The organism is Gottfriedia sp. NPDC056225, from assembly GCF_042267765.1.
Classification (GTDB): domain Bacteria; phylum Bacillota; class Bacilli; order Bacillales; family Bacillaceae_G; genus Gottfriedia.
The window spans coordinates 142,764-165,326 of sequence record NZ_JBHJTJ010000006.1; the positions used below are offsets into that span (position 1 = coordinate 142,764).

Here is a 22,563-nt window from a genome sequence, read left to right on the forward strand (position 1 = left end):
AAACTAAAATATTTCCTTCAATATGCCCATTTTTCATCTCTAATTTTACAATAAAATATTCACCTAAAGATACTGGATTTTTATTTCAATTATAGTAAAAAAGGATTGAAATCTTTTTTTAGTTAGACTTCAATCCTTTTTTATTAATTTATGATTTATGCTTCGATTTCACTTAGTTGTTTTTTCTTTGATGATTTAACCCTAACTGCAAATGTTACATTTGTTAGGATGATAAATAGCACTGCAAATCCGCATAAATAGTAGACTTGATCCCATACAAATCCTTTGCTAACAGAACTAGAGATTAATTCTCTAAATCCTTTTATCGCGTATGTCATCGGTAAATATGGATGAATCGTTTGGAAGAATGTCGGTGTTAATGAAATTGGGAAAGTACCTGAAGTTCCTCCAATTTGTAATAACATCATTACAAACACAAAATATTGTCCTATATTCCCTAATGTAACAGTTAAGAATTGAATTAATGAGAAGAATGTTAAGCTAGTGATCATTGTAAACAGAACGAATAATCCTACGTTTTTCACATCAAGACCCATACCGTAAATTAAAACGATGTCTGCTACAATCGATTGCATAATCCCCACAAAGATTAGAACGCTATATTTACTAAAGAACCAAGCTATACCAGTTGTCGGAGTGATTGAGTTCTTTCTCATTGGATAAACTGAAGTGAACATTAATCCACCTGCAAATAATCCAATTGATAAAATATAAGGCGTTAATCCAACACCATACTCTTTTACATTATTTATTTTATGAGCAACTAACTCTGTCGGTTGTGCAAAGAACTGATCGGTTTCATCACTTGTTTTAACTTTGTTTACTTCATCTCCACCATCCTTTAATGATTTATGAAGTTCAGTCGTTCCTTTTGATAAATCAGTTGCACCTTTTAATAAGTCTCCAGACCCGTTATATAGTTTATTTGTTCCATCAGATAGTTGTTTAGAACCATCATTTAGTTGATCAATACCTTGAACTAGTTGGTCTCCACCTGTATTTAACTTACCTAAACCTGATGAAAGTAATGAGCTTCCTTCACTTAATTGTTTTGTACCATTGTATAAAACATTACTTCCCCCGGCTAATTGATTCGCTCCGTTAGAAGCTTGTTGCAATTTACTATTAAATAAACTTAAATTTGAATTTAGCTCTTTTTGTCCTGCAAGTAGATTATTTGAGCCTTCATATAATTGCCCCTGTGCTGCAGCAACTTGATCGATACCAGCTTTAATTTGGTTACTTCCTTGTGAAAGCTGATTTAAGCTGTTTGAGATTGATTGTAATTTTTGTAAGTCTTCCTTACTTAATGAGCCATCTTGCAATCCACTAACAATTGATTTTAATGCGTTATTTGTTGCACCTAGATTCTCATTAAAGCTGGCCTCATTTTTTTGCAGTTGGCTTGAGCCCTCATAAGATTGTTTTAATCCAGCATTTAATTGACTACTTCCAGATTCCAACTTAGAAGACCCTGCTTCAATTTTAGTCCCACCATCAACTAGTTGTGACAGACCATTATTTAATTCACTAGAACCGGCTTTCAATGTACCAGTACCTTCTAAAAGAGAGTTTAAACCAGTGTTTAATTTATTTGCTCCATCATTTGATTGTTTAATCCCATCTGAAAGTTGTGTTGCGCCATTTTTAAGCTTACTACTTCCGTTTTCAAATGTTAGCATGCTATCATTTAATTTTTTTAAATTTTTATTTAAGACATCTGTTCCATCTGTTATTTTTGAAGCACCATCATTGATTTTGCCTGCACCATCAGTTGCCTTTGTCATTCCGTCGCCAATATCCTTGAAGTTATCAAAGACAGATTTAGCATATTGCTCTGTAATTTCTTTAGAGATATTAGCATTTACTTCTTTCATTGCATTCGTACCAATTTGAGCACCAACATAGTTTTTGCCCGCATTCGTGTAATAATTCAACTTCATTTTTTGTGGTTTTTCGTTTAATAATGTAGCTGCATTTTTAGAAAAATTAGAAGGGATTTCGATGACTAAATAATATTTTTCATCGTTTAGTCCATCCATTGCCTGTTTTTTACTTGTCACTTTCCATTTAAAAGATTTATTATCTTTCAAACCATCGACAAAATCCTTCCCTACATTAAGCTTTTTATCATTAAACTCAGTACCTTTATCATTATTAATAACTGCGACAGAAAGTTTTTCTGTTTTGTTATAAGGATTCCAGTAAGCAGATAAGAAAATTAATGAGTAAAGCATCGGTACAAGTCCAATTGCAATGATTGTTGCTATAGTCATTGGCTTCTTAAAAATATTTTTCCATTCTTGTTTAAACACAATATCACTCCCCTTTTAGACCAATTGACCAAATTTGTATTATGGTCATTTTTTGTCATTTAAATAGTTTAATACTCCCTTTTATAAAAAAATAAAAGGGTATACTAAACCACTCTCCCGTTTTATTCATTAAAAACTAAATACATATTCATGTTTATTCAGGACTTTTATTTCCTATTAAACCAAATAAAATTAATTGCACCATTTTATTGATAGCATCATCTGTTATATGCATTGGATCTTTTCCCATTACACTCTTTTGCAGATTTAGAATCGATATGATTGTCGTAATCATACTTAAGCTTAGTATAGGAATTTCTAAATGCAAGTTCGTTTGTTTTGTGAGCATTCTAGCTTCAATTTCTTCTTCAATTGGTGTTTTGCGATATATTTGTTGAAAGAAAATTTCTGATAACTCAGGATGGCGTAAAGTTTCGCTTATCAAAATTTCAATTTGATTCCGATTCTTTTCTACCCATTTAATTCGTTTCTCTACATATAATCTAAGCAAATCTTCAATCGAATAGTTACTAAAATCCTCTTCCATCCAAACGTCTTGAATATCAGGCTTTACACAAGTAATTAATACATCTAATTTACTTTTAAAATACTTATAAATCGTTGCTTCAGAAATCTTACTTTCCTTTGCAATTTGATTAATTGTCGTTCCATCATAACCGTTCTTCGCAAAAAGCTGTATAGATTTTTCTAATATATGATGCTTTGTTCTTTCACCCTTATTCACCATTTACCTCCTTACGAACTAATGTTAAAAAAGGAATTAAACCTATATTTTAGCATGCCTCAAAAAAAGTAAGTGTTTATTCACTTTCCTAGTATATTAACCGGAAATCATTTCGTCAACAAAAAGTAAGTGAACACTCACTTTTTTAATCTTTTTTTAATTCAACCTAATTTCATTAAGATTTCATTAAAAAATTATTGTCATCATCGTTGTAATAATTTATTATTACACTTTATAGTCAAAATTATAGAATAATTTTTCGAATATTCTTACAAAGGAGAGGGATTCATGACAGAATTGGTTACAGTAATCAACGACTATCTATGGGCTAAATTAATTGTCATTTTATTAGTTGCAATTGGTCTATTTTTAACAGCGTATTTAGGATTTATTCAGTTTAAATTCTTCCCTGAAATGGTTCGATTATTAGCTGATGGCCGAAACAAAGACAAAAGTAAAAAAACGGTATCTTCATTACAAGCATTTATGATCGGAATGGCTGCACGTATTGGGACAGGTAATATTGCGGGTGTTGCAACTGCAGTAGCATTAGGTGGACCAGGCGCAGTATTTTGGATGTGGTTAATGGCATTAATTGGTTCAGCTTCAGCATTTGTAGAAAGTACATTAGCTCAGCTTTATAAAGTGAAAGACGGTTCTTCATGGCGCGGCGGGCCTGCTTATTATATGGAAAAAGCTTTAGGTAATCGAAAGCTTGGTGTTATTTTTAGTATTTTGATTACGTTATCTTTTGGTCTTATCTTTAATGCAGTACAAGCAAACACGATTGCTGCTTCTATTAATAATGAATTCGGCGTAAATACAAAAACTACAGCAATTGTATTAGGGATTATTACAGCTTTAATTATTTTTGGTGGCGTACATTCAGTTGCAAAATTCTCAACTGTTTTAGTTCCAATTAAAGCTGGTGTATATATCATTTTAGCTATATGGGTAATGATTTCGAATTTTGATATTTTACCAAACGTTTTCGGCGCAATATTCTCTGAAGGTATTTTTACGTTTAAACAAATGTTTGGTGGTGTAATGGGTGCCGCAGTTCTTCACGGGATTCGTCGTGGATTATTCTCAAACGAAGCCGGAATGGGTTCTGCTCCAAACGCAGCAGCAACTGCTGATGTAACTCACCCTGTAAAACAAGGATTTATTCAAGCTTTAGGTGTAATTGTTGATACATTTATCATCTGTTCATCTACAGCAATGATCGTATTAGTTTCAGGCGTATATAAAACAACTGAACTTACTGGTATACCTTTAACACAGGAATCTTTACGCGCAAGTCTTGGAGACTTCGCTGCCACATTCGTCTCAATTTCAGTATTCCTATTCGCATTAAGTACAATTATGGGTAACTATTACTACGGTGAATCAAATATTAGCTTCATGAAGCATTCAAAAAAATCAATTTATCTATACCGTTTTGCAGTAATTGGAATGGTATTATTCGGAGCACTATATAACGCTGAATTAATTTGGTCTTTAGCAGATATCTTCATGGGATTAATGGTAATCGTTAATCTTTACGCAATTACACGTTTAGCTAAAGTAGTAAAAGCTTTATTAAAAGATTATATCTCACAAAAGAAACAAGGTTTGGATCCTGTTTTCTATGCTGATCAGATTGATAATATACCTGGCCGTGATCAGTTAGAGGCTTGGATTGATGAGAAGAAGGATGTTAAGAAGCAGGTTGGAAAATAAATTAAAACCATCATTCTTTGAATGATGGTTTTTGCATTGTTTATATCAAATTTGATCATGAAAGATTCTTATTTTAAAGGCAATAATTTTACTAATAGTACCCTACTATAAAATTGCTGCCTTAATATGCAGTCCAACCTGCATCACCAGTAATAACAGTACCATTCACAAAACTCGATTCATCTGAAGCAAGGAATAAAGCGATTTCTGCAATCTCTTCTGGTCTACCTACTCGAGGGTTTACTCCTAATCCTACTTGAATTCGTCCCATACCAAACTCGTTGATATTTGTCATTGATGAGCCGATATTTGTTTCTACACCACCAGGGGCAATTGCGTTACAACGGATTCCATTCTTTGCGTACATGAATCCAGTATTCTTTGTAAATCCAACAACAGCATGCTTAGAAGCTGTGTATGCTGCTCCTGCTCTAGCACCTTGTAATCCGCCAGCGGAAGCTATGTTAATAATAACTCCAGACTCTTTTTCTAAAAAGATCGGTAAGGCTTTTCTAGTTGAGCGCATGACACTTGTTGTGTTTACTGCAAAAACTCTTTCCCATTTTTCATCTTCAATATCACCTGCAGGTTCAAAGTTATCCATTATTCCCGCATTATTAACTAGAATATCTAATGTGCCAAAAGTATTAACGGCAGAATCGATTAAGTTTTGAACATCATTTTCGAGCGAAACGTTTGCCATTACAGCTATTGCATCACCATCGTTTGATTTTATTTCTTCAACGGTTGCTTTAGCAGCATCTACATTAATATCAGATACTACTACTTTTGCACCTTCCTTTGCATAAAGGACAGCGATTGCTTTCCCCATACCTGAACCTGCACCAGTTACTACAGCTACTTTATTTTGAAGTCTCACGATTATTCCCCCTATTAATTATGATGTTTTATGCTTTAACTGTTACTTTATCTAACTTAACAGTTGCCTCTTCGGAAGCTGTTTGTTTACCCTTTTTAATAAAGAAAGAAAGCAATAATCCAATTATTCCTATTCCTACAATTACTAAATAAGCGTCATTTATTCCATTTATTGAAGCTTCTTTTATAAGCTGAGCTTGTGTTAAGCCTTTAGTTGCCGCTGTAGGAATTAATTCCTGAATATGTGTTTTTGTACGGTCTGTCATAACTGTGACTAAAAGTGATGTACCAACTGCCCCAGCCACTTGACGGATTGTATTCGTAATTGCTGTACCGTGTGCATTTAATTGCTTCGGAAGTTGATTCAAACCAGCTGTCTGGATTGGCATCATCATTAATGCCATTCCGATTCGTCGACCTGTTGACATTAAAACTAGGTAAGTGTAGCTCGTTGAATCTGTTAAGGTTGTGAATCCAAGTGTTGTTGCAATTGTAATAATCATCCCGAAAATAGCAAGCCATTTTGCACCCACTCGGTCGAATAGTCTTCCAGTAACTGGCATAAGAAAGCCCATTACTAATGCACCAGGAAGTAATAGAAGACCTGACTCAACAGGTGTATAGCCACGAATATTTTGTAAGTAAAGTGGAAGTAGCATCATATCTGCATACATTACCATCGTTACTGCGATATTAATAACTGTCGTTAATGAGAACATACTAAACTTGAATGCACGCAAATCAAGTAAAGGATTTTTTGAAACCATTTGTCTCCAAGAAAAAAGTACAAGCGCTAAAATTCCAACAGCAATCGTAGTAATGACTTCGGCGTTCTTCCAGCCTAAGCTTCCAGCTCGACTGAAACCATATAGCATTGCACCGAAACCGACTGTCGATAATGTTACGCTAAGTAAATCAAATTTTGTTATGACACGATCGGATACGTTACGTAAATAAATAAACCCAAGTACGATTACTAAAATAGCAAATGGAATCATTCCGTAAAACATCGTTTCCCATTTGTAGTTTTCCATAATGTAACCTGCAAGAGTAGGTCCAATAGCCGGTGCGAAAATAATCGCTAGTCCAACCATCCCCATTGCCCCTCCACGTTTTTCAGGTGGGAATATTGTCAAAATAACATTCGTAAGCAGTGGCATAATAATTCCTGCACCTGCAGCCTGAATCAATCGCCCTGTTAACAAAACAGGAAAGTCAGTCGCAATTGCCGATACAATTGTTCCTGCTAAAAAGATAATCATTGAAGCCTGATAAAGCTGGCGCGTTGTGAAACGTAGCATTAAATAAGCTGTAATCGGGATTAACACACCATTTACTAGCATGTAACCTGTTGTTAACCACTGTGCTGTTGCTGCCTTGATGTGAAAATCAACCATTAGCTCAGGAATGGCAACACTCATAAGCGTTTGATTTAACGTTGCTAAAAAAGCACCTAAAATCAAAATGAACATAATAGGTCCTTTTTTTATTGAATTTGTGTCTGAAACAGTAATTTTACTCAATCCCCCATCAACTCCTTCTATCTTTATCATGGACATAATTTACAAAGTGTTTAATAATTAACATGATATAAATTAATTATAGTTAGATAGTTCATTCTTACAACCAACAATATTTGTAGAAATGTATTGTAGTTATCACACATTTTATTTCTGTAGCAAAAATCAAACTTAATATACACATCTAAAAAAATTGTAAATTTTATGGAAAAGGTGATTTGATTTGAAGGATAAAATAAAAGTAGACCCTAGGATCATTCGTACACGCCAATTGATTAAAGATGCATTTATCGATCTACTTCAAGAGATGGATCTAAACAAAATAACAGTTAATCGAATCGCTGAGCGTGCAACAGTTAACCGAGTTACATTCTATCTGCATTATCGTGATATACAAGATATGATGGAGAATATGGCTTTGGAAATGGGCGAGAAGCTTGGCCAAATTATGAGGGATTCAACGAATTATAAATCTATAGAAGAAACAGATTCAGTGAAGCTTTTAAAATTGCTCGAACATATAGCTCAGAATGCAAAATTTTATAAAGTAGTTCTTGCTTCTACTAAAACACCTATCTTTACGGAGCAATTATTAAAAATCATTACAGAAACAATAACGCAAAGAAGAGAAATTGATTCCTTACACATTAAAACAGATATTCAAAAGGATATTATTATTTGGTACGGTTCATCTGCGCTGATTGGCACAATTGTATCTTGGTTAAGGAATGATATGCCTTATACTCCGCAATATCTAGCAAAGCAACTATCTATGCTCTTTAGAATCGGTAATAAAATAGAGAAATAATTCAACGTAAGGTAAAAAAATGAAGTTCGGGAAAGGGATGGCAAAAAATTACTTCCTTCTCCCCCCTTTCTTTTCCTGTATTTTCCTTTTCACTACTTCTTAACACATCTTTAAGTATTACTTCACATGCTATACGATATCTCTAAATATACTAATTTTGTTGTTAAATGTAGAATTTTAGTATTAGGTGTATTTTTTACATCATAGGGTGGGAAGGAGGAATTAGTTATGTATGAAGGAAAAATAATTAAGTTTTATCGAGAAAAATACAAACTAACGCAAGAACAGCTTGGAAAAAACATTTGCTCCGTTACCCATATAAGTAAAATAGAATGTGCGCAAACTAAATATGCGCCCGAAATAATAAATTTATTATCAAACAGACTTGGTATTGATATGGAATTAGAAGTAACTAATTTTATGAATATAAAACAACGATTACTTCACTGGCATGACGTGATCATCATGCAGTTATTTGAAGAGATGGATCAAATCTATTATGAATTTGAAATGGAAGAATTAATTCAAATCTCAGAATATAATGATATGTATCAGTTGCTAAGAGCTAAATATTTTCTTGTGTATAATAAATGTAATGAAGCATTTAAAATCATCAAAAAGATTCAAAAAAAGGAAGATAAATTAGCACAATATGAACGAAATTTATTAAAGCATATTTTAGGAATTTATTATTTAGCAAAACAAGAATATAGTAAAGTAATCCAAATTTTAAAATCGATTGATAATACAGTTTATAAAAACCCTGAATATAATTACCATTTAGCATCGGCTTATCATACTTTAAGTGCTCCTGTATTAGCCTATTATTATGCTGAAAAATCTCGTCATTTTTTCAAACAAATCAATAACTATCTTAGAGTGATTGACGCTGAAATGCTGATGATTATACAAGTTCAAGGTGACACATTAGATGAAGAAATTATTAATCGTTTTAAAAATTTAATTAGAAGCTGCGAGCTGTGCAATGCACCTGAGCGAAAAGCAAAAGTACTGCATAACTTAGCTTATGAATTATATAGAGGTAAACATTATAAAGATGCTAGTAAATACTACAAAGAATCGATGTCACTGAAGGATTCCGAATCCGCGTCATATTTACTTTCATTAGAAGGTTATATTCGAAGTTCATTTGATGGTGGTTCATCCAATATAGAAGAGCTTATTCATGGCACAGACTCTGGACTACTTATAGCGAAGAAGAATAACTATACTTTATATATACACTTATTTAAACTTTTACTTTATTTATTAAAGTCTAAGGAAAAAGAATATCATATCTACCTTAATAATAAAGCTTTACCAATGTTTATAAAAAATGGCTTCACATTTTTAGTGGAGCGCTCGAAAAAGGAATTATTTAATTATTATAAAAAGATGAATTTAAATGAACAGGCAATGGAAATTGCGCAATTAATTGTGAATGCTTAGCACTTATATTTTTATTATAGATCGGGGCTGTCTCTTCATTGATACGGCTCTTTTTTATGAAGATTTTTTTGGGAATTCCAAAGTTGTGATTAATAGAAAGACGAACAAATTATGTCATTTTTTGATAAAGTTGTGAACTTTATTGATATAATCATTTTTTTGTTGATAAAACACGGAAATTTGTTGATATACCTTTAATTTTTATTGATAAGTTGGTTTTGAGACACCCTCTTTTAATTTTTAAAAAAAAGAAGACAAGAATACTAACTCGTACTCTTGTCTTTTATTATTTTTAAGGGAAAGTTTTTAAATTTGAAAATGCCAAGCTATTCCTTATTCTTTCAAGAAAGGGTGTTTAGTCAATCCTCTTCATTTCATAAGCACCCTTTTTGATTTAATTACTTGAGAGTAATTTGTACTGCCTGTTGTTTCACTTTTATTGTTTGATAGACATTACGTTTGTCCACTCACCATAGATTTTTTGTGATCCAACAAGTTTGTAAGAACGGATTTTGTAATAGTATGTTTTACCTTTACTTAATCCTTTGTTTGTATAATTCGTTGTTGTCACACTAGTTAGGTGAGAATATGATCCTGTTTTTGAAGTTGCTTTTACAATTTCATATCCTGTTGCACCTGAAACTTTTGACCATGATAATTTCACTGAATCTTTTCCAGCTTTCGATAATTTCGCATTTGATGGTTTAGCTGGATTTGCTACCCATTTAGCGTAAATTGTCATGTTTGCTGTAACATGATCTTTCGTAAAGTTCCAAGCTACTTTACCTGCAGCATCTTTGTACCATCCAAGGAATGTGTAGCCTTTTCTTGTTGGTGACTTTGGTTGGCTAATCGCCCCATTGTAAGTTGCTGTTTTTGAAGCAACTGAACTTCCTCCGTTACTGTTAAATTTAACAGTATACGTGTTGATGTTCCATTTTGCATAAAGTGTAATGTTACCTGTTAATTTTAAAGAATTTCCTGCTGGTGTTTTTAATGTAGCATCTTTGTACCATCCTGCGAACGTATAACCCGTTCTTGTTGGTTTTGGTAAATTAACTACGCTATTGTAATTTGCAGTTTGAGCATGGACTGTTGAACCACCATTGCTAACATAACTCACTTTATAAGAATTAATTTTCCACTTCGCATATAACGTTGTATCACTTGTTACTTTATCTGTTGCAAAGTTCCAAGCTACTTTACCTTCCTCATCTTTGTACCATCCAACTAACGTGTAGCCTGTTCTGTTTGTTGTCGGTGCAGTGATCGTCGAGTTATATGTTGCAGTTTTGTCAGCAACTTGACTGCCGTCATTACTATTGAAGTGAACAGTGTAAGAATTAATACTCCATTTCGCATAAAGGATCATGTTGTCTGTTACTTTATCAGTATCAAAGTTCCATGGTGTTTTACCTTCAGCCTCTTTATACCAACCAAGGAAAGTATAGCCTGTTCTTGTTGGTTTTGTTTCATCTAGAAGTGAGTTGTATTCAGCCTTCACTGATACGACTAGTCCAGCATCCTGTGTGTTATAGATTACAGTATATTTAGCTGGTTTCCAAGTTCCGTAAATTGTTTTTGCAGAGTAAATCGAATTTGTGAAATCCCAAGGGATTGTGCAATCTTCATCTGCGAACCATTTTAAATCGTATCCGTGTACGGTTGGTTCTGTAATACGACGTACGACGATTTGGTCTTTTACTTCAAATGGCGCTTTTTCACCTTTTAGAACAAAGTGAATGTTATTTCCGTTTACGATTTTTTGCGTCACTGTAACATCTGCATATTCTTTTGCGCTAATACTGATGATAAAGTCACCTGTTTTTTTGAATACACTCTGATCAATTGTCAGTGTGCCATGTGTTGCATCGATTTTGTATTTTGTTGCATCAATCGCTGAACCTGCCACATTGATACTCGTAATCGCATTTGCCCAATCTTTGTCGCTAAATTCGAGTGTGATTTCATTGCCTAACGCATTATCAGTTGTATCTGCTGATACGATTGATGTTGCTAAGGCATATTTTGCATATAGTTTAATTGGTTTTGTCACAATGCTTGTGAAATCAAACGGCGTTGTTAACGCTTCGTCACTGTACCATCCCATAAATTTGTAACCAACTTTAGTTGGGTCAGTTGGCATTGTAACACGTGAGTCAACGATTTGCGGTTCGATTGCATCGCCTCCGTTTGTTTCAAAAGTGACTGTGTAACCAATGACTTGGTCTGTAACAGTCGCATCCAAGTACCCTTCTGACGAAATGGTCACATTTACTTTTTGTCCGGCTGTAAATAATGATTTATCAAGTGTAATTGAACCTTTGTGTGTTATTGAATCATACGTTAGTTTATAATCAATACCCACATTTAGTACTTTTGAACCAATGCTGACTTTCTTGATATTATTTCGCCAAGTTCCGTCGTCTGTAAAGGCGATTGTAATATCACTTCCAACAACATTTCCTACGACATCTTTTGTGACTTGAGGTGGTGTTTTCATCCAAGCGATGTAATATGTTTCGTTGTTTTTCAATACTTTACCAGTTCCTGTTGAAATTGGTACATCTTGTCCGCTTGTTCCAGCCGCATCATAATAAAGTGTTGGCATCATGGAAAGGGTGCCATTTTTTACTTTTGTTGCTGCTGTCACCATGTCAACACCAAATGCTTTTCCGTTGACTAGTTTGTCATTGAAGAATACATCACCTGGTGAATTTAATGTACCTCCATTTAAATCAATGTGTCGGCGATAACCTAGCTTCACACTTGGAATTTGAACGGTTTCTCCTGTTGTTGACGTTAGTGTTAGTTGATAGCCAGTTGAACTTGGCGCTTGACTAAATGCAAATTTTTCACTTGGATGAGCAGTCGCATAAGCCTCTGTCGCCGTTGTGAACGTTAACGTACCACTACCGTCACCATTATCAACTAAATTATACGTACTTGGATCTAATGTATACGTACTGTCTGTTGTTTCAAACGTACCATCTGCTTTCATTTTTTTGTACGTTGCGTCAATTTTTGCGATATCGTTCTTTGTCTTTAACCATGGTGTGTTCGTTGTATAGTCTGGGATTTTAATCATAACAGGACCTTCACCAAGTACGGTACCACCTAAATTATCACCATCCGGTTTCGATACATCAACAGGTGAATAGTTTTGCGTGTAATTCACTTGCCATTTTGCAGCAACCTTTATATCTGAAGCATAGTTATTATATTCAACCCAAGGAGTCGTTAATGCACCCGTCACTGGATCGACATTATACCAACCAACAAAATTATAGCCAGGTTTGACAGAAAGTGGCGTACTTCGATTTACAGAGATACTATTGAAAATAAACTGTCCTCCATTATATCGAGAGTTGCTTGGTTTAAATCCGAATGAAATTGGATTTATCGCGCTTCCACCTTTTGAGTCAAACGTAATGCCATATCCAATTGGTTGAGCCGCACTTGTGCCATCTGCACCAATCGTTACTGTCGGGTAAATGGTTCCATCTAAACCGGTTGAGTTGATCTCGAATTTATACAATTGAGGTAAATAGTTCGTTCCTCCTGGATTAATCGCTGCATTATACGTCGTATTGACATTCGGATCAATTGTTGCATTTGTTTTAAATAAATCGGCTTTAAATGTAATTTTTCCTGTTTGTGAAATATCGTAATACAGATTACCATTTCCATCTTTTAGATTCGTAATATCCAAGCCTGTTGTAAAATTCGCTGTTTTTACAACGATTTTATTGATGCCATTTCGCCAATTTGCTTCATCAGCAAATGTATAGTTAAACGTGATATCGTTTCCGATATGCGCTTTTGCTGGATCAGTGACCATTGGAATGGTAGGCGTTGCAATTGGCACTGATGCAATTGTAAAGCTATTCGTGACTGGTTGATAGCCAGCAGCCGTGATACGAACCGTGTACGTACCAGTCGTTTTAAATAATGAACCATGTAATGTTAGTGTAGCTGGTACATATACGATCCCTTGTGTCGGGTCATTCTTGACGTAGCCGGATGTAATCGATACTGCTGGAACGGTTGTATTTGGTACAACTGCATTCGTTACGTCAGTGAAATTACCGCCTAGACCTAATTCAACCTTTGTAATCGCTTTTCGCCATACAATATCATCTAACATGACATTGCTCGTTGGGATCAACGAAACAGTTGAACCATTTTTCAAATCTTGGAAAGTTGGTAATTGCGTTACGGATGTTTTTTGCGTTGGACCTGCAAAATTTAGCATTGCCATGACTTCACTTAGACCATTACCAGCAGATAAGTTATAGGTTTTAACTTTCGAATCATCAGAAGAAGCAGTATGTGTTCCTCTATTTGATGAAATCGATAGATTTTCTGTCAAATTAAGTTGTGGTTCTGGGACTACCTTACCTGCATCAATCGCACTTTGATTTTTCTGACCAAAGTTTTTAAAGATATAGTAAAAATCATTGTAATCAATATTACTGAAAGAGTAACTGCCAAATGAATTCAGTCCTGAGAAAGCCCAGCTAATGTCATTATTTCGATGAGCAATAGAATTTGTAAAGAATTCCGCTTTTTCTTTAGAGGGTGCTGATACTCCTTTAAGAAAATCGAAATCCGCATATGCTTGGATTTCTGAAACTAAATCCTTCATATCAATCACATTATCGCCATTTACATCTCCACCAAGTAAAAGTGGTGTGTTCATCGATGCAAAATCAAAGTAAGAGCCTGATTGATATCCGAATTTGTTGGAACCAATGACTGGCGTTGTTTGATATCCTTTAAAATGACCTGGCATATTCGTTTCAATTGAATACGGCTTGTCGCTTGCTTTCATTGTAATGGAATACGAACCTGAAGTTTGATTTCCTATTTGAACGGTGTTTGCGTCGCTTGTGTTATCCGTTACATACGTATTACCATCGGCATCCTTTGCCGTAACGGTCGCACCTGAATCCTTCGTAATATTCGTAAAACTTCCGCTTAAACTGTTTGCTTTGAAGCTTTCCGCAAACAGACCGCCCGTCACTTGTGACTTCGGTTGTTTAACAAGTGGCATGTTCGTTAAGAAAGCCGGAACGACTGTCTCTTTTCCAGCCAATGTGAAGCTCGATTTTTCGACAGCGAAACTTTCGTCAATTGGGCCAACAAATGCACTTTTATCTGTGTAAGTCAAATCTGCTTCTAAAATCGTCATGTCTTGCGTGTCTTTCGTCAGTCCACCTGCTTCAGAAACGCCAGAAATAGTCACATCGATTGAATTTCTGCCTGTATGTTTATCTAAATAAGGCTGACCAACTGTTAGTGTAGGTGTAATGCCTTTACTACTTAAATAGTTACGATATTCGTCAGAAAGCTTAATGTTCGAATATTCAAGTATATGATCCGCCTCAATTGTAAAGGTACCGCCAGTCATTCCAATTCCATTTTTCGTCGCTAGTGATACTTTAAATGGTTTATTCGGTTCAACGACCACATTCCCTTTGCTTTCTAGTGCTGGGTCTACGCCTCCAGAAGTTGTGACGGTTAAATATGGCGAACCTTTTTTGATGAAGTAATACTTTTTCTTCGTTGAATACCAGTCGCCTGCTCCAGAATAGTCGGAAGGATAGATCACATACTTCATTCCGCTTGCTTTAATGTCGTCAGGCTCTAAGCCAAAACTGAAACGACCGTTTCCATCCGTTTTAAAAATGTGTGTGACAAATGGACCATCTTGATAACCAAACACTGTGTTCTGCCCTTGATTGACAGGTGAAGGCTTAAGCGTATCGTAATCTTTTAACGTCGTTTCACCATTATTTTTCATGACATCAATATTCGAGTCATAAACGTTTCCATAAAACTTTTTCACCTCTTGCCCTGGATTGTATCCTGTAGGGTCGATTTCATAAATACCCGGCTGCGAATCACTTTCCATCGTTAAGGTAGGTGCTTTGTAGTCGACATAAATAGTGTCTTCTTTTTTAAACTTTTTCCCATCTTTGTCAGTTGCGATCATCTCAACCGAATAGGCACCTTCTTTTAGCACCGCAGGCGTTTTCCCGATTCCAGCTTGATCAAGTGAACCATTATATGGTTTTGTAAATGGTAAATAGAGTCCATTAACAAGCATTGTTACAGGACCATAAACGACTCCAGGGCCAGCCCCACTGATATTGCTCACATTTTGTACGACTCCGATATAGTTTCCATCTTTATCTTTCAATAGAACATAGGCACTATCCATTGAGCCGTTTACAGAAAAGGAATATCCTGATCCAGGTTGTCCCGAATTTGGGTTATAGTTTCCAGTATAACGCTCAGATAGTGTCATCGCCTTGATGTCTACTTTAAAATCAATTCCTTTTTCAGCAATCGTGATGGTAAATGGCATGCGGTATGATTCGTTCGCATCATTTGTATTCACAACATTTACATATCCTTCATACGTACCGTCTAATGCGTTTGCTGGTACGGTAATTGTCGCTTTCGCTTTCACTGAGGTTTTTCCGTCCACACTGACAGACGTTACATTTGACTCACCAGTCGAAAAGTCGATTTTCACATTATTTCCAGTACCTTGTCCAACAGGATTTGAACTCGCAAATTTCGTTGTGATGAACGTTGAACTTAGTTTGAACGTTTTACTTGTTGAACCTTGGTTTGTAATCGTGAAGTCTTTTGATTTGACAACATCATCAGAGCCGGTTTTCGCTCCTTCTCCGCGTCCATTAAAACCAAACGAGAAGCTACCTGTCGTGTTATCGATTGGCGTATACTGTTCTTTCCCATCTATAGTTGTAGTACTTGTTGCTTTATCTAATACTTGTATTTTGATATCAGAGTGCACCGCTCGAACTGGATCAACACGTCCTGCACCAACTTGGTACACACTGTATGTTTTTGAATCGGTACTCACGTCTTTTGCTGTATTCATTAATGCCGTTTTCACATCGGCTGGTGTGTAATCTGGATGTGCAGCTAATACAAGGGCTGAAATCCCTGTTACGTGAGGCGCAGCCATAGATGTACCTGACATTGATTGGTAAGCATATTTATAATCTTTTTCATTATTTGGTTCCCACACATCGAATGGTTGAGTTGAGAAAATATCGACACCTGGTGCGATGACGTCTGGTTTGATGCTCCAATCTTTTACTGGTCCTGTTGAACTGAACGACGCCAATTGATCCGCCGGTTTGTTGAGTGGGGCATCAAGCGTCATTGGGAACGTAATCTTTGCGTTCCCAGGATCGGCTTTGATTGCGTTTACAAGTGATTCACCTTGTGCTTGTGTAATAGAAATTGCATATACATTGTCAGCGCTTATCCCTAAAAAGTTTGGATTATACCCTTGGGTTTCTTCATCAGCTTGGTTATCCCAAATGATCATCCCTTTTGCCCCAGAATCTTTCGCATTGGCCATTTTTTGAGTTAATGTATCGACTCCGCGTTTCACAAGGGCAATTTTTCCGCTCATGTCTCTTCCTGCATAATCATCTTTGCTTCCTAGACCAACATCGACTATTGGAATCGATAATCCTTTGAACGCATCATCAGCGTCTGCAAAATGTTTTCCGAATAAACGCGCTTGATACGGCGTATTACCGAATTTTACGGTTTGTACAGGAATTTGTTCTGGAACCGTACTTGCGCCTACCGTAATGGCAAGTGGTGAAGTCCCTGGTGACCCAAGTGTCGCGACGCCTGGTCCTGCATTTCCCGCAGAGACTGAACAAACGACACCTTGTAATGTTGCGTTGTTAATCGCGATACTAGTCGGGTAAAATGGGTCATTAATATTTGCACCGAGTGATAGATTCACGACATCCATTTTATCTTTTACTGCTTGGTCGATTCCGCTTAGTACAGCGTAAGAAGAACCATGTCCACCCGGTCCAAGTACGCGGTACCCGTGAAGTTCAACATCTGGTGCAACACCGTCCGCTGAGTAAACGTTATTATTATTTGTTGTACTCGCTGCAATCGTACCGGATACGTGAGTACCATGCTCCGTAATATAATCTTTGTAATTAGGAGACGGTAACCCTTCTTCTGGATTCGGATTTTCTCTTGCTGCTTCCCAATCCGAATAGATCGTTTCCATCGGGTCATGATCATCTACTGGGATCACGGTTCCATCTGCATCAACTTTTGAATTAATAAAGTCATGTCCTTCGTATAAATGACCGTCCGCATCGTGAGTTACTTTATATAAATCAGGATGGTTGTAGTCAATCCCTGTATCAAGTACCCCAACTTTTACTCGTTGACCTTGTTTTGGACCTGACAAGAATTTACCTGTGTTTCCTTCAGCGTGTAGTTTATCGACACCCAATAATGAAAGCCCTGCAGTTGGTTTTCCAGTCGCCGGTACCTCGGTCGCTGTAACTGTTTCTCCTTTTGAAGGCGTTCCTTCTTCTACTTCGTATTGAACCACTGACCAAACAGAAGCAACATCCGCTTGGCTGGCAATTGTTTCAACCATACTCGGTGGAACCGATAATGCAACCCCGTTAAATGCATCTGTGTATTCCCTTGTGATGCGGACATCCGTCTGAACTTCTTTTCCACCAGTAATTTGCTTAGCTGGCTGCGTCTTGACAAACGTTTTAAATTTCGCATGTGCATCCGCAACTTTTTGTTTTGCTTCTGCGTAATCATCAGCAAATGTCTGCGCACTTGCGCTTCCTTTTTCAAGTGATTGCTTTATGATTTGGATCTTTGCTGGATCCACTTTAAATTGAACGATTACGTCAATATTTTTTCCACTTTTTAAATCTTTCTGATCGACGTGGATTTTTTGTGTGTTATCCGCACCAGTCAGCTTATTGATGCTCGCTTTTTGTTCTGGCGTTAATCCAGTCAAAATGCGATTCACTTCATCTGCTGTAAATTTCCCATCAGATGAGCTTTTCTGATCGACATTCGACTCTGCATGTGCAAGAATCGCACTTTGGGGTAATACGACATTTAGTAACATCGCACTACTCAATGCAACAGCCGATAACGTTCGTTTCTGTTTCCTCTTCTTCATTAAATCTCCCCCATTTTAGTGAACTTTTCGGTTAAGAATTAAAAATATTCTAAAAAAATACAAATTAATTAATCTACCATAATAATACTTTAAAAAATACGTAAACTATATTGGGGGAATTTGCAGGAAATTGTCGTCATCTGACGAACAAAATCAACTCATTTATCTACCAAAAACAGCCTAATCTATGGGTTTTTACGCATAATTACACTGCTTTATCTTCTTCCATTAGTTCTATACACCTAATTATTCAGTGAAATTCTATTTTTATAATTTCATTGAAATTTAGTCTGATTTGGGGGAATTTTCTACATTTAAATATTTTTTTAAATTTTCGGATTATAAATTCCATTATTTACTTACATTTGAAAATACTAATGAAAATTTAAAGTCGTTTTTAAATTGTTCATATTCTCAAAGATTTACTATTCATTTCTTTATAATAAATAAAAACTGTAAGTAGATTAGATCACAGTTTTTGGTACAGGGAGAAGTTGTTTAAACACTCTTTAATTTATATCAGTTTAAATACTTTAAAAGCATTAGTAAGTTTAAACGTTTTGTCCTCAGATAATATATCAATTTAGATAAAACGATAAAAAAATAATTAACGCCTAAAATAGAAAAACCTCTTAAAAAATTTATAATTCAACGTTTTAAGAATTTAATTAAACCAAATTGAAAGTTTTTTAGGAAGTCAGACGCAATAGCACAGAAAAAACGTCTTATTACTAACGTTTTTCTGTGCTATTTTACTATCCCCAAACAAAATTCCGTGCAAAATGCGGTATTACTAACATGTTTGCGTGCAATTTTATCTTGATCCAGCTAATAGTTGATGGTCGGTCACGAATAGCTTTCGATTACGTTGTAGCTGATGCGCAAGTCTTGGATCATATGTGTCATACGTAGTAGAAACTCATTTCATGTCTGGCATGAAAGAAAAACCGGTTTAATAAATGAGGCTATTGTCCGGATTTCGATTTGGATGGATATGATCTAGTAGCTACTGGATGGGCGAAATTCAAATTATGCGCGGCATACATAGTGGATGGATTTGAAATAGCGTTCTGAACGGTACCTTTTAAGAGCTCTAAATAGACGCTATTACACCTTTCTTCAGCGATAGCGTTGTAACCGGTACCTTTTTTAAACGAGTCACAAATCCGTTCAACTAGCGTTGACTATAGCAAATCTGGCTAGTATCTAATTGTTTCAATTAAGACTTGCAATTCTTGTAGGGAGTGCTTATGTTCTCTTTGAGTCATTTAGTTTAATTTTTTTCACTTGGCATATGTCCTGGAATCCAGGTACTCGCGACATAAGTAATAAGAAGTATTTTAATAGATGAAAGTTTGAACTTCAGCATCATACAGGTGCTGAGAATAAAAAATAGGAGGTTTTACTATGCACCACAATGATGATATGACTAAATTTGAGATCAATCTAAAAGGAAAGGAATCAGATTTCATGATGAAATACGAGAGAAAAAAAACCGAATCTCCCCTTTAAGTTCAGGTTCCCTTTCTGGTTGTTGCAGGGGATTGTTAAAAGCCGTTTTCATGTGGATCATGCAAAATGTCCCATTGGAACATCTTCATTTACCGTTTCAAGGAGAGGTTCTGTTAGATTAAAATGTTGATTTTGGAGCTAACAAAGACTGTCCCATTTAGACAGTCTTAGACATTCCTTAAGCAACTAACGTATCAGTTAGTTGTATAAGCTTTATACAATTAGTCCCTGATTTCCACCATAGTAATCAACAATTTCTTTTAGTTCTGCTAACGTAGAAGTCAAATAGCTCTGTTCACTTTCAAATTCAAATTGTAAAAAATTCTCCTCTGATGGATACTCTTGAAAACTGCCAAGTATTGTAAATTGACCAAAGTCTGCAAATTCGAGCACTAATTTAAGCTCCGATTCAGTATTCGGAAAATTAATTATACCTTTTAATTCCTTGTAGCATTTAAGCAGTTGTTCGTAGAATTCATATATTTGACCTGTTGAAAACCAAAGTTCGGCATCTTTAACGTAATAGTTTTTACTTTTAATTTCAATTTTCCCCTTAACATCATAGCCTCCCAAATAACTTGTTCTTTTTGGAAAACCTAAAACCTCAGTTAGCTCAATTCTTATATATCCTTGTTTGCCTCCAAGTTCAAATGCATACACTTAATCATCCCTCTTCATTAATTGCCTTTAGTTCAACCTTATCAAAATAAGAGTTATTTTAACAGATTCTTATACAACTAAATTGCCATTTAGCTTAATAAAAAAAATCGACCATACAGCCGATTATTTTGTACAACTAATGCATTAATTAGTTGCATAAGATTTTATCAATTAAGTTTAAAAAATGATAAATGTTTTAATATAAGCCTCAGTTAGATTTTAGTGTTGTTTTATCGGCAAATAAAGGATGGATTCGCCTAACGGATTTCAATTTCGTGTTTGAAAATGGCTAAGAAGCATTACAAATCACAATGATAAACGCAAAAAAATTCACTTCAGAAATGGTGTGAATTTAATTATTAAATATAAGTTATAATATTTACCAAATAAAAGGAATTAATCTCCATGTGTTAATGCAATATTCGTCAAACTCTTGCCCAAACCTCGTCCTCAATGCCTTTTCTTCAACTATAATTCTTATTCCAAAACACACAGTAAAAAGAATCAATGATAGTATTACAGCGGTTAAATTTCGCAGAGAAAGAGCAACTCCGATAGTAAAAAGCAATAAACCTGTATACGAAGGGTTTCTTAGGAATTTATACATACCGTGTTTAATTAACTTCTGGTTAACTGTGGTTTGCACTACAACGGTAAAGGCACGCTTCAGAGTCAGTACAGACACACAACGAAGCACAACTCCTCCTAACATAAAAAATACTCCAAAGAAAAAAATGAAATTTGGAAGATGCAGTCTTATAACTGACGAGGACATACTATCATTTGATAGAAAGAAACTTAATTGAAGGCTTCCAAACAAACCGATAATTGCAATAAAAATCGAACCTACGTCCGATGATTTTCTTTTATTGAAAGAACGCAATCTATTAATATCTGCATATATTTTAATTATGACCTCTGATATTAGAAAAAAAATGAAAAGTAGGGTAAATACATAAAATTCAACCAGAGATGAAAAGTATGACATTCATTTTGCCTCCATAAAAAAAGTTTTTCACAATAAATATTTTGAATTAGGTAATATTCTTCTCAGAAATAGAAATTCCTTCTTTTAATAAAGAAATCTTATTATACTAAACTACCATTTAGCTATAAAAAAAATCGACTGATTAGTCGATCATGTTATTAGTAATTCATATTTATAACAGAACAGTTGGTATCAATTAACGACATACTCCAATTTTTCCTGATAGCCAATCCTCGTATGCGTCTTGATGTTGTTGCACGAATAACTCTGGTAGCTCATATTTTGGAAAGTACCTTAACTCCAGAGTTTCTTTTCCATCTATCGTTAATTCACCATCAAAAGGTTTACATTTAAAAAAGAAAGTAATGGTTTGAGCCTTATCGCCACTTGAATAAAGGTGGACATATTTTGTATAAACACCAATTAGATGTTCTACCTTTACTTTTAATCCAGTTTCTTCATATATTTCACGAATGGCAGATTCTTCAGCAGATTCCCCTAGTTCCATTGCTCCCCCAGGAAATCCCCATGAATCGCTATCGCCTCTTTTTTGCAATAACACCTCGTTATGCTCATTACATACAATTCCTCCAGCAAAATTTAAGAAAATTAAATCCTGTCCAACCTTTTCTCTAATCCACTGGATATAATTTTGTTTTCCATTCATTAAACTCATCCTTACTTTTTTCTTTATTTATTCAATTTGACAGTTAAAAGTCCTTTTCTTAATCAACTATACCGCTATTTTTTTAATAAAGAACAAGCCCCTTTTATGACTTTTGATATACAACTATCGCATCAGTTAGTTGTATAACTCTTCACTGTTTTTACATATTTAAACAATGTGTAGAATTAAGAAATCTATTTTCTTTTGAAAATCCAAGGGAAGTATAAAATTTATCAGCTTGTTCTGTATTAGTATGAAGCA

Annotated in this window: 11 protein-coding genes; 3 read left to right on the forward strand and 8 right to left on the reverse strand. The window is 35.1% G+C overall.

The features are described 5' to 3' along the window. Positions 1 to 155 precede the first annotated feature (155 nt). Complete coding sequence (locus ACFCYN_RS06950; protein ID WP_375948368.1) at positions 156 to 2,336, reverse strand: YhgE/Pip family protein; 2,181 nt, start codon at positions 2,334 to 2,336, stop codon at positions 156 to 158. Positions 2,337 to 2,490: 154 nt separating this feature from the next. Continuing rightward, complete coding sequence (locus ACFCYN_RS06955; RefSeq protein ID WP_172446216.1) at positions 2,491 to 3,081, reverse strand: TetR/AcrR family transcriptional regulator; 591 nt, start codon at positions 3,079 to 3,081, stop codon at positions 2,491 to 2,493. A gap of 288 nt (positions 3,082 to 3,369) precedes the next feature. Here ACFCYN_RS06955 and ACFCYN_RS06960 point away from each other — a divergent pair, with 288 nt between their 5' ends. Further along, positions 3,370 to 4,803 carry an alanine/glycine:cation symporter family protein gene (locus ACFCYN_RS06960; RefSeq protein ID WP_172446217.1) on the forward strand — a complete coding sequence of 478 codons (1,434 nt, stop codon included), beginning with the start codon at positions 3,370 to 3,372 and terminating at the stop codon, positions 4,801 to 4,803. 121 nt (positions 4,804 to 4,924) lie between these two features. Here the strand turns inward: ACFCYN_RS06960 and ACFCYN_RS06965 are convergent, their stop codons facing one another. Together ACFCYN_RS06965 and ACFCYN_RS06970 are read right to left on the reverse strand one after the other, a co-directional pair. Next, a complete protein-coding gene (locus tag ACFCYN_RS06965) occupies positions 4,925 to 5,683 on the reverse strand; it encodes an SDR family oxidoreductase (RefSeq protein WP_172446218.1) in 759 nt (252 codons plus the stop codon). 28 nt (positions 5,684 to 5,711) lie between these two features. After that, positions 5,712 to 7,154, reverse strand: a complete 1,443-nt coding sequence (locus ACFCYN_RS06970) for a DHA2 family efflux MFS transporter permease subunit (protein WP_375948384.1) — start codon at positions 7,152 to 7,154, stop codon at positions 5,712 to 5,714. 271 nt (positions 7,155 to 7,425) lie between these two features. Between ACFCYN_RS06970 and ACFCYN_RS06975 the strand changes: the two genes are divergently transcribed. Beyond that, complete coding sequence (locus tag ACFCYN_RS06975) at positions 7,426 to 8,010, forward strand: TetR/AcrR family transcriptional regulator (RefSeq protein ID WP_375948370.1); 585 nt, start codon at positions 7,426 to 7,428, stop codon at positions 8,008 to 8,010. Between the two features lie 228 nt (positions 8,011 to 8,238). Continuing rightward, the gene (locus tag ACFCYN_RS06980) at positions 8,239 to 9,459 is read left to right on the forward strand and encodes a helix-turn-helix domain-containing protein (protein ID WP_172446221.1); all 1,221 of its coding nucleotides are present in this window, start codon (positions 8,239 to 8,241) and stop codon (positions 9,457 to 9,459) included. A 436-nt stretch (positions 9,460 to 9,895) separates the two neighbouring features. On the opposite strand, the gene ACFCYN_RS06985 is transcribed toward ACFCYN_RS06980, so the two are convergent. The 4 genes from ACFCYN_RS06985 to ACFCYN_RS07000 form a co-directional block, all read right to left on the reverse strand. After that, positions 9,896 to 18,475, reverse strand: coding sequence for an InlB B-repeat-containing protein (locus tag ACFCYN_RS06985; protein WP_375948373.1), 8,580 nt, complete (start codon positions 18,473 to 18,475; stop codon positions 9,896 to 9,898). Between the two features lie 1,725 nt (positions 18,476 to 20,200). Further along, positions 20,201 to 20,647, reverse strand: coding sequence for a WapI family immunity protein (locus tag ACFCYN_RS06990; RefSeq protein WP_172447952.1), 447 nt, complete (start codon positions 20,645 to 20,647; stop codon positions 20,201 to 20,203). Between the two features lie 379 nt (positions 20,648 to 21,026). After that, positions 21,027 to 21,635, reverse strand: coding sequence for a methyltransferase family protein (locus ACFCYN_RS06995; protein WP_172447950.1), 609 nt, complete (start codon positions 21,633 to 21,635; stop codon positions 21,027 to 21,029). Between the two features lie 196 nt (positions 21,636 to 21,831). After that, on the reverse strand, positions 21,832 to 22,302 hold the full coding sequence (locus tag ACFCYN_RS07000) for an NUDIX hydrolase (protein WP_375948375.1): 471 nt from the start codon (positions 22,300 to 22,302) through the stop codon (positions 21,832 to 21,834). Positions 22,303 to 22,563 lie beyond the last annotated feature (261 nt).

What these genes read in the sequence shown, in the direction of transcription:
- ACFCYN_RS06960 (WP_172446217.1), top strand. Translation starts at nt 3,370, where the DNA reads ATGACAGAATTGGTTACAGTAATCAACGACTATCTATGGGCTAAATTA.
- ACFCYN_RS06970 (WP_375948384.1), bottom strand. Translation starts at nt 7,154, where the DNA reads ATGTTCATTTTGATTTTAGGTGCTTTTTTAGCAACGTTAAATCAAACG.
- ACFCYN_RS06980 (WP_172446221.1), top strand. Translation starts at nt 8,239, where the DNA reads ATGTATGAAGGAAAAATAATTAAGTTTTATCGAGAAAAATACAAACTA.
- ACFCYN_RS06985 (WP_375948373.1), bottom strand. Translation starts at nt 18,475, where the DNA reads ATGAAGAAGAGGAAACAGAAACGAACGTTATCGGCTGTTGCATTGAGT.
- ACFCYN_RS06995 (WP_172447950.1), bottom strand. Translation starts at nt 21,635, where the DNA reads ATGTCATACTTTTCATCTCTGGTTGAATTTTATGTATTTACCCTACTT.
- ACFCYN_RS07000 (WP_375948375.1), bottom strand. Translation starts at nt 22,302, where the DNA reads ATGAATGGAAAACAAAATTATATCCAGTGGATTAGAGAAAAGGTTGGA.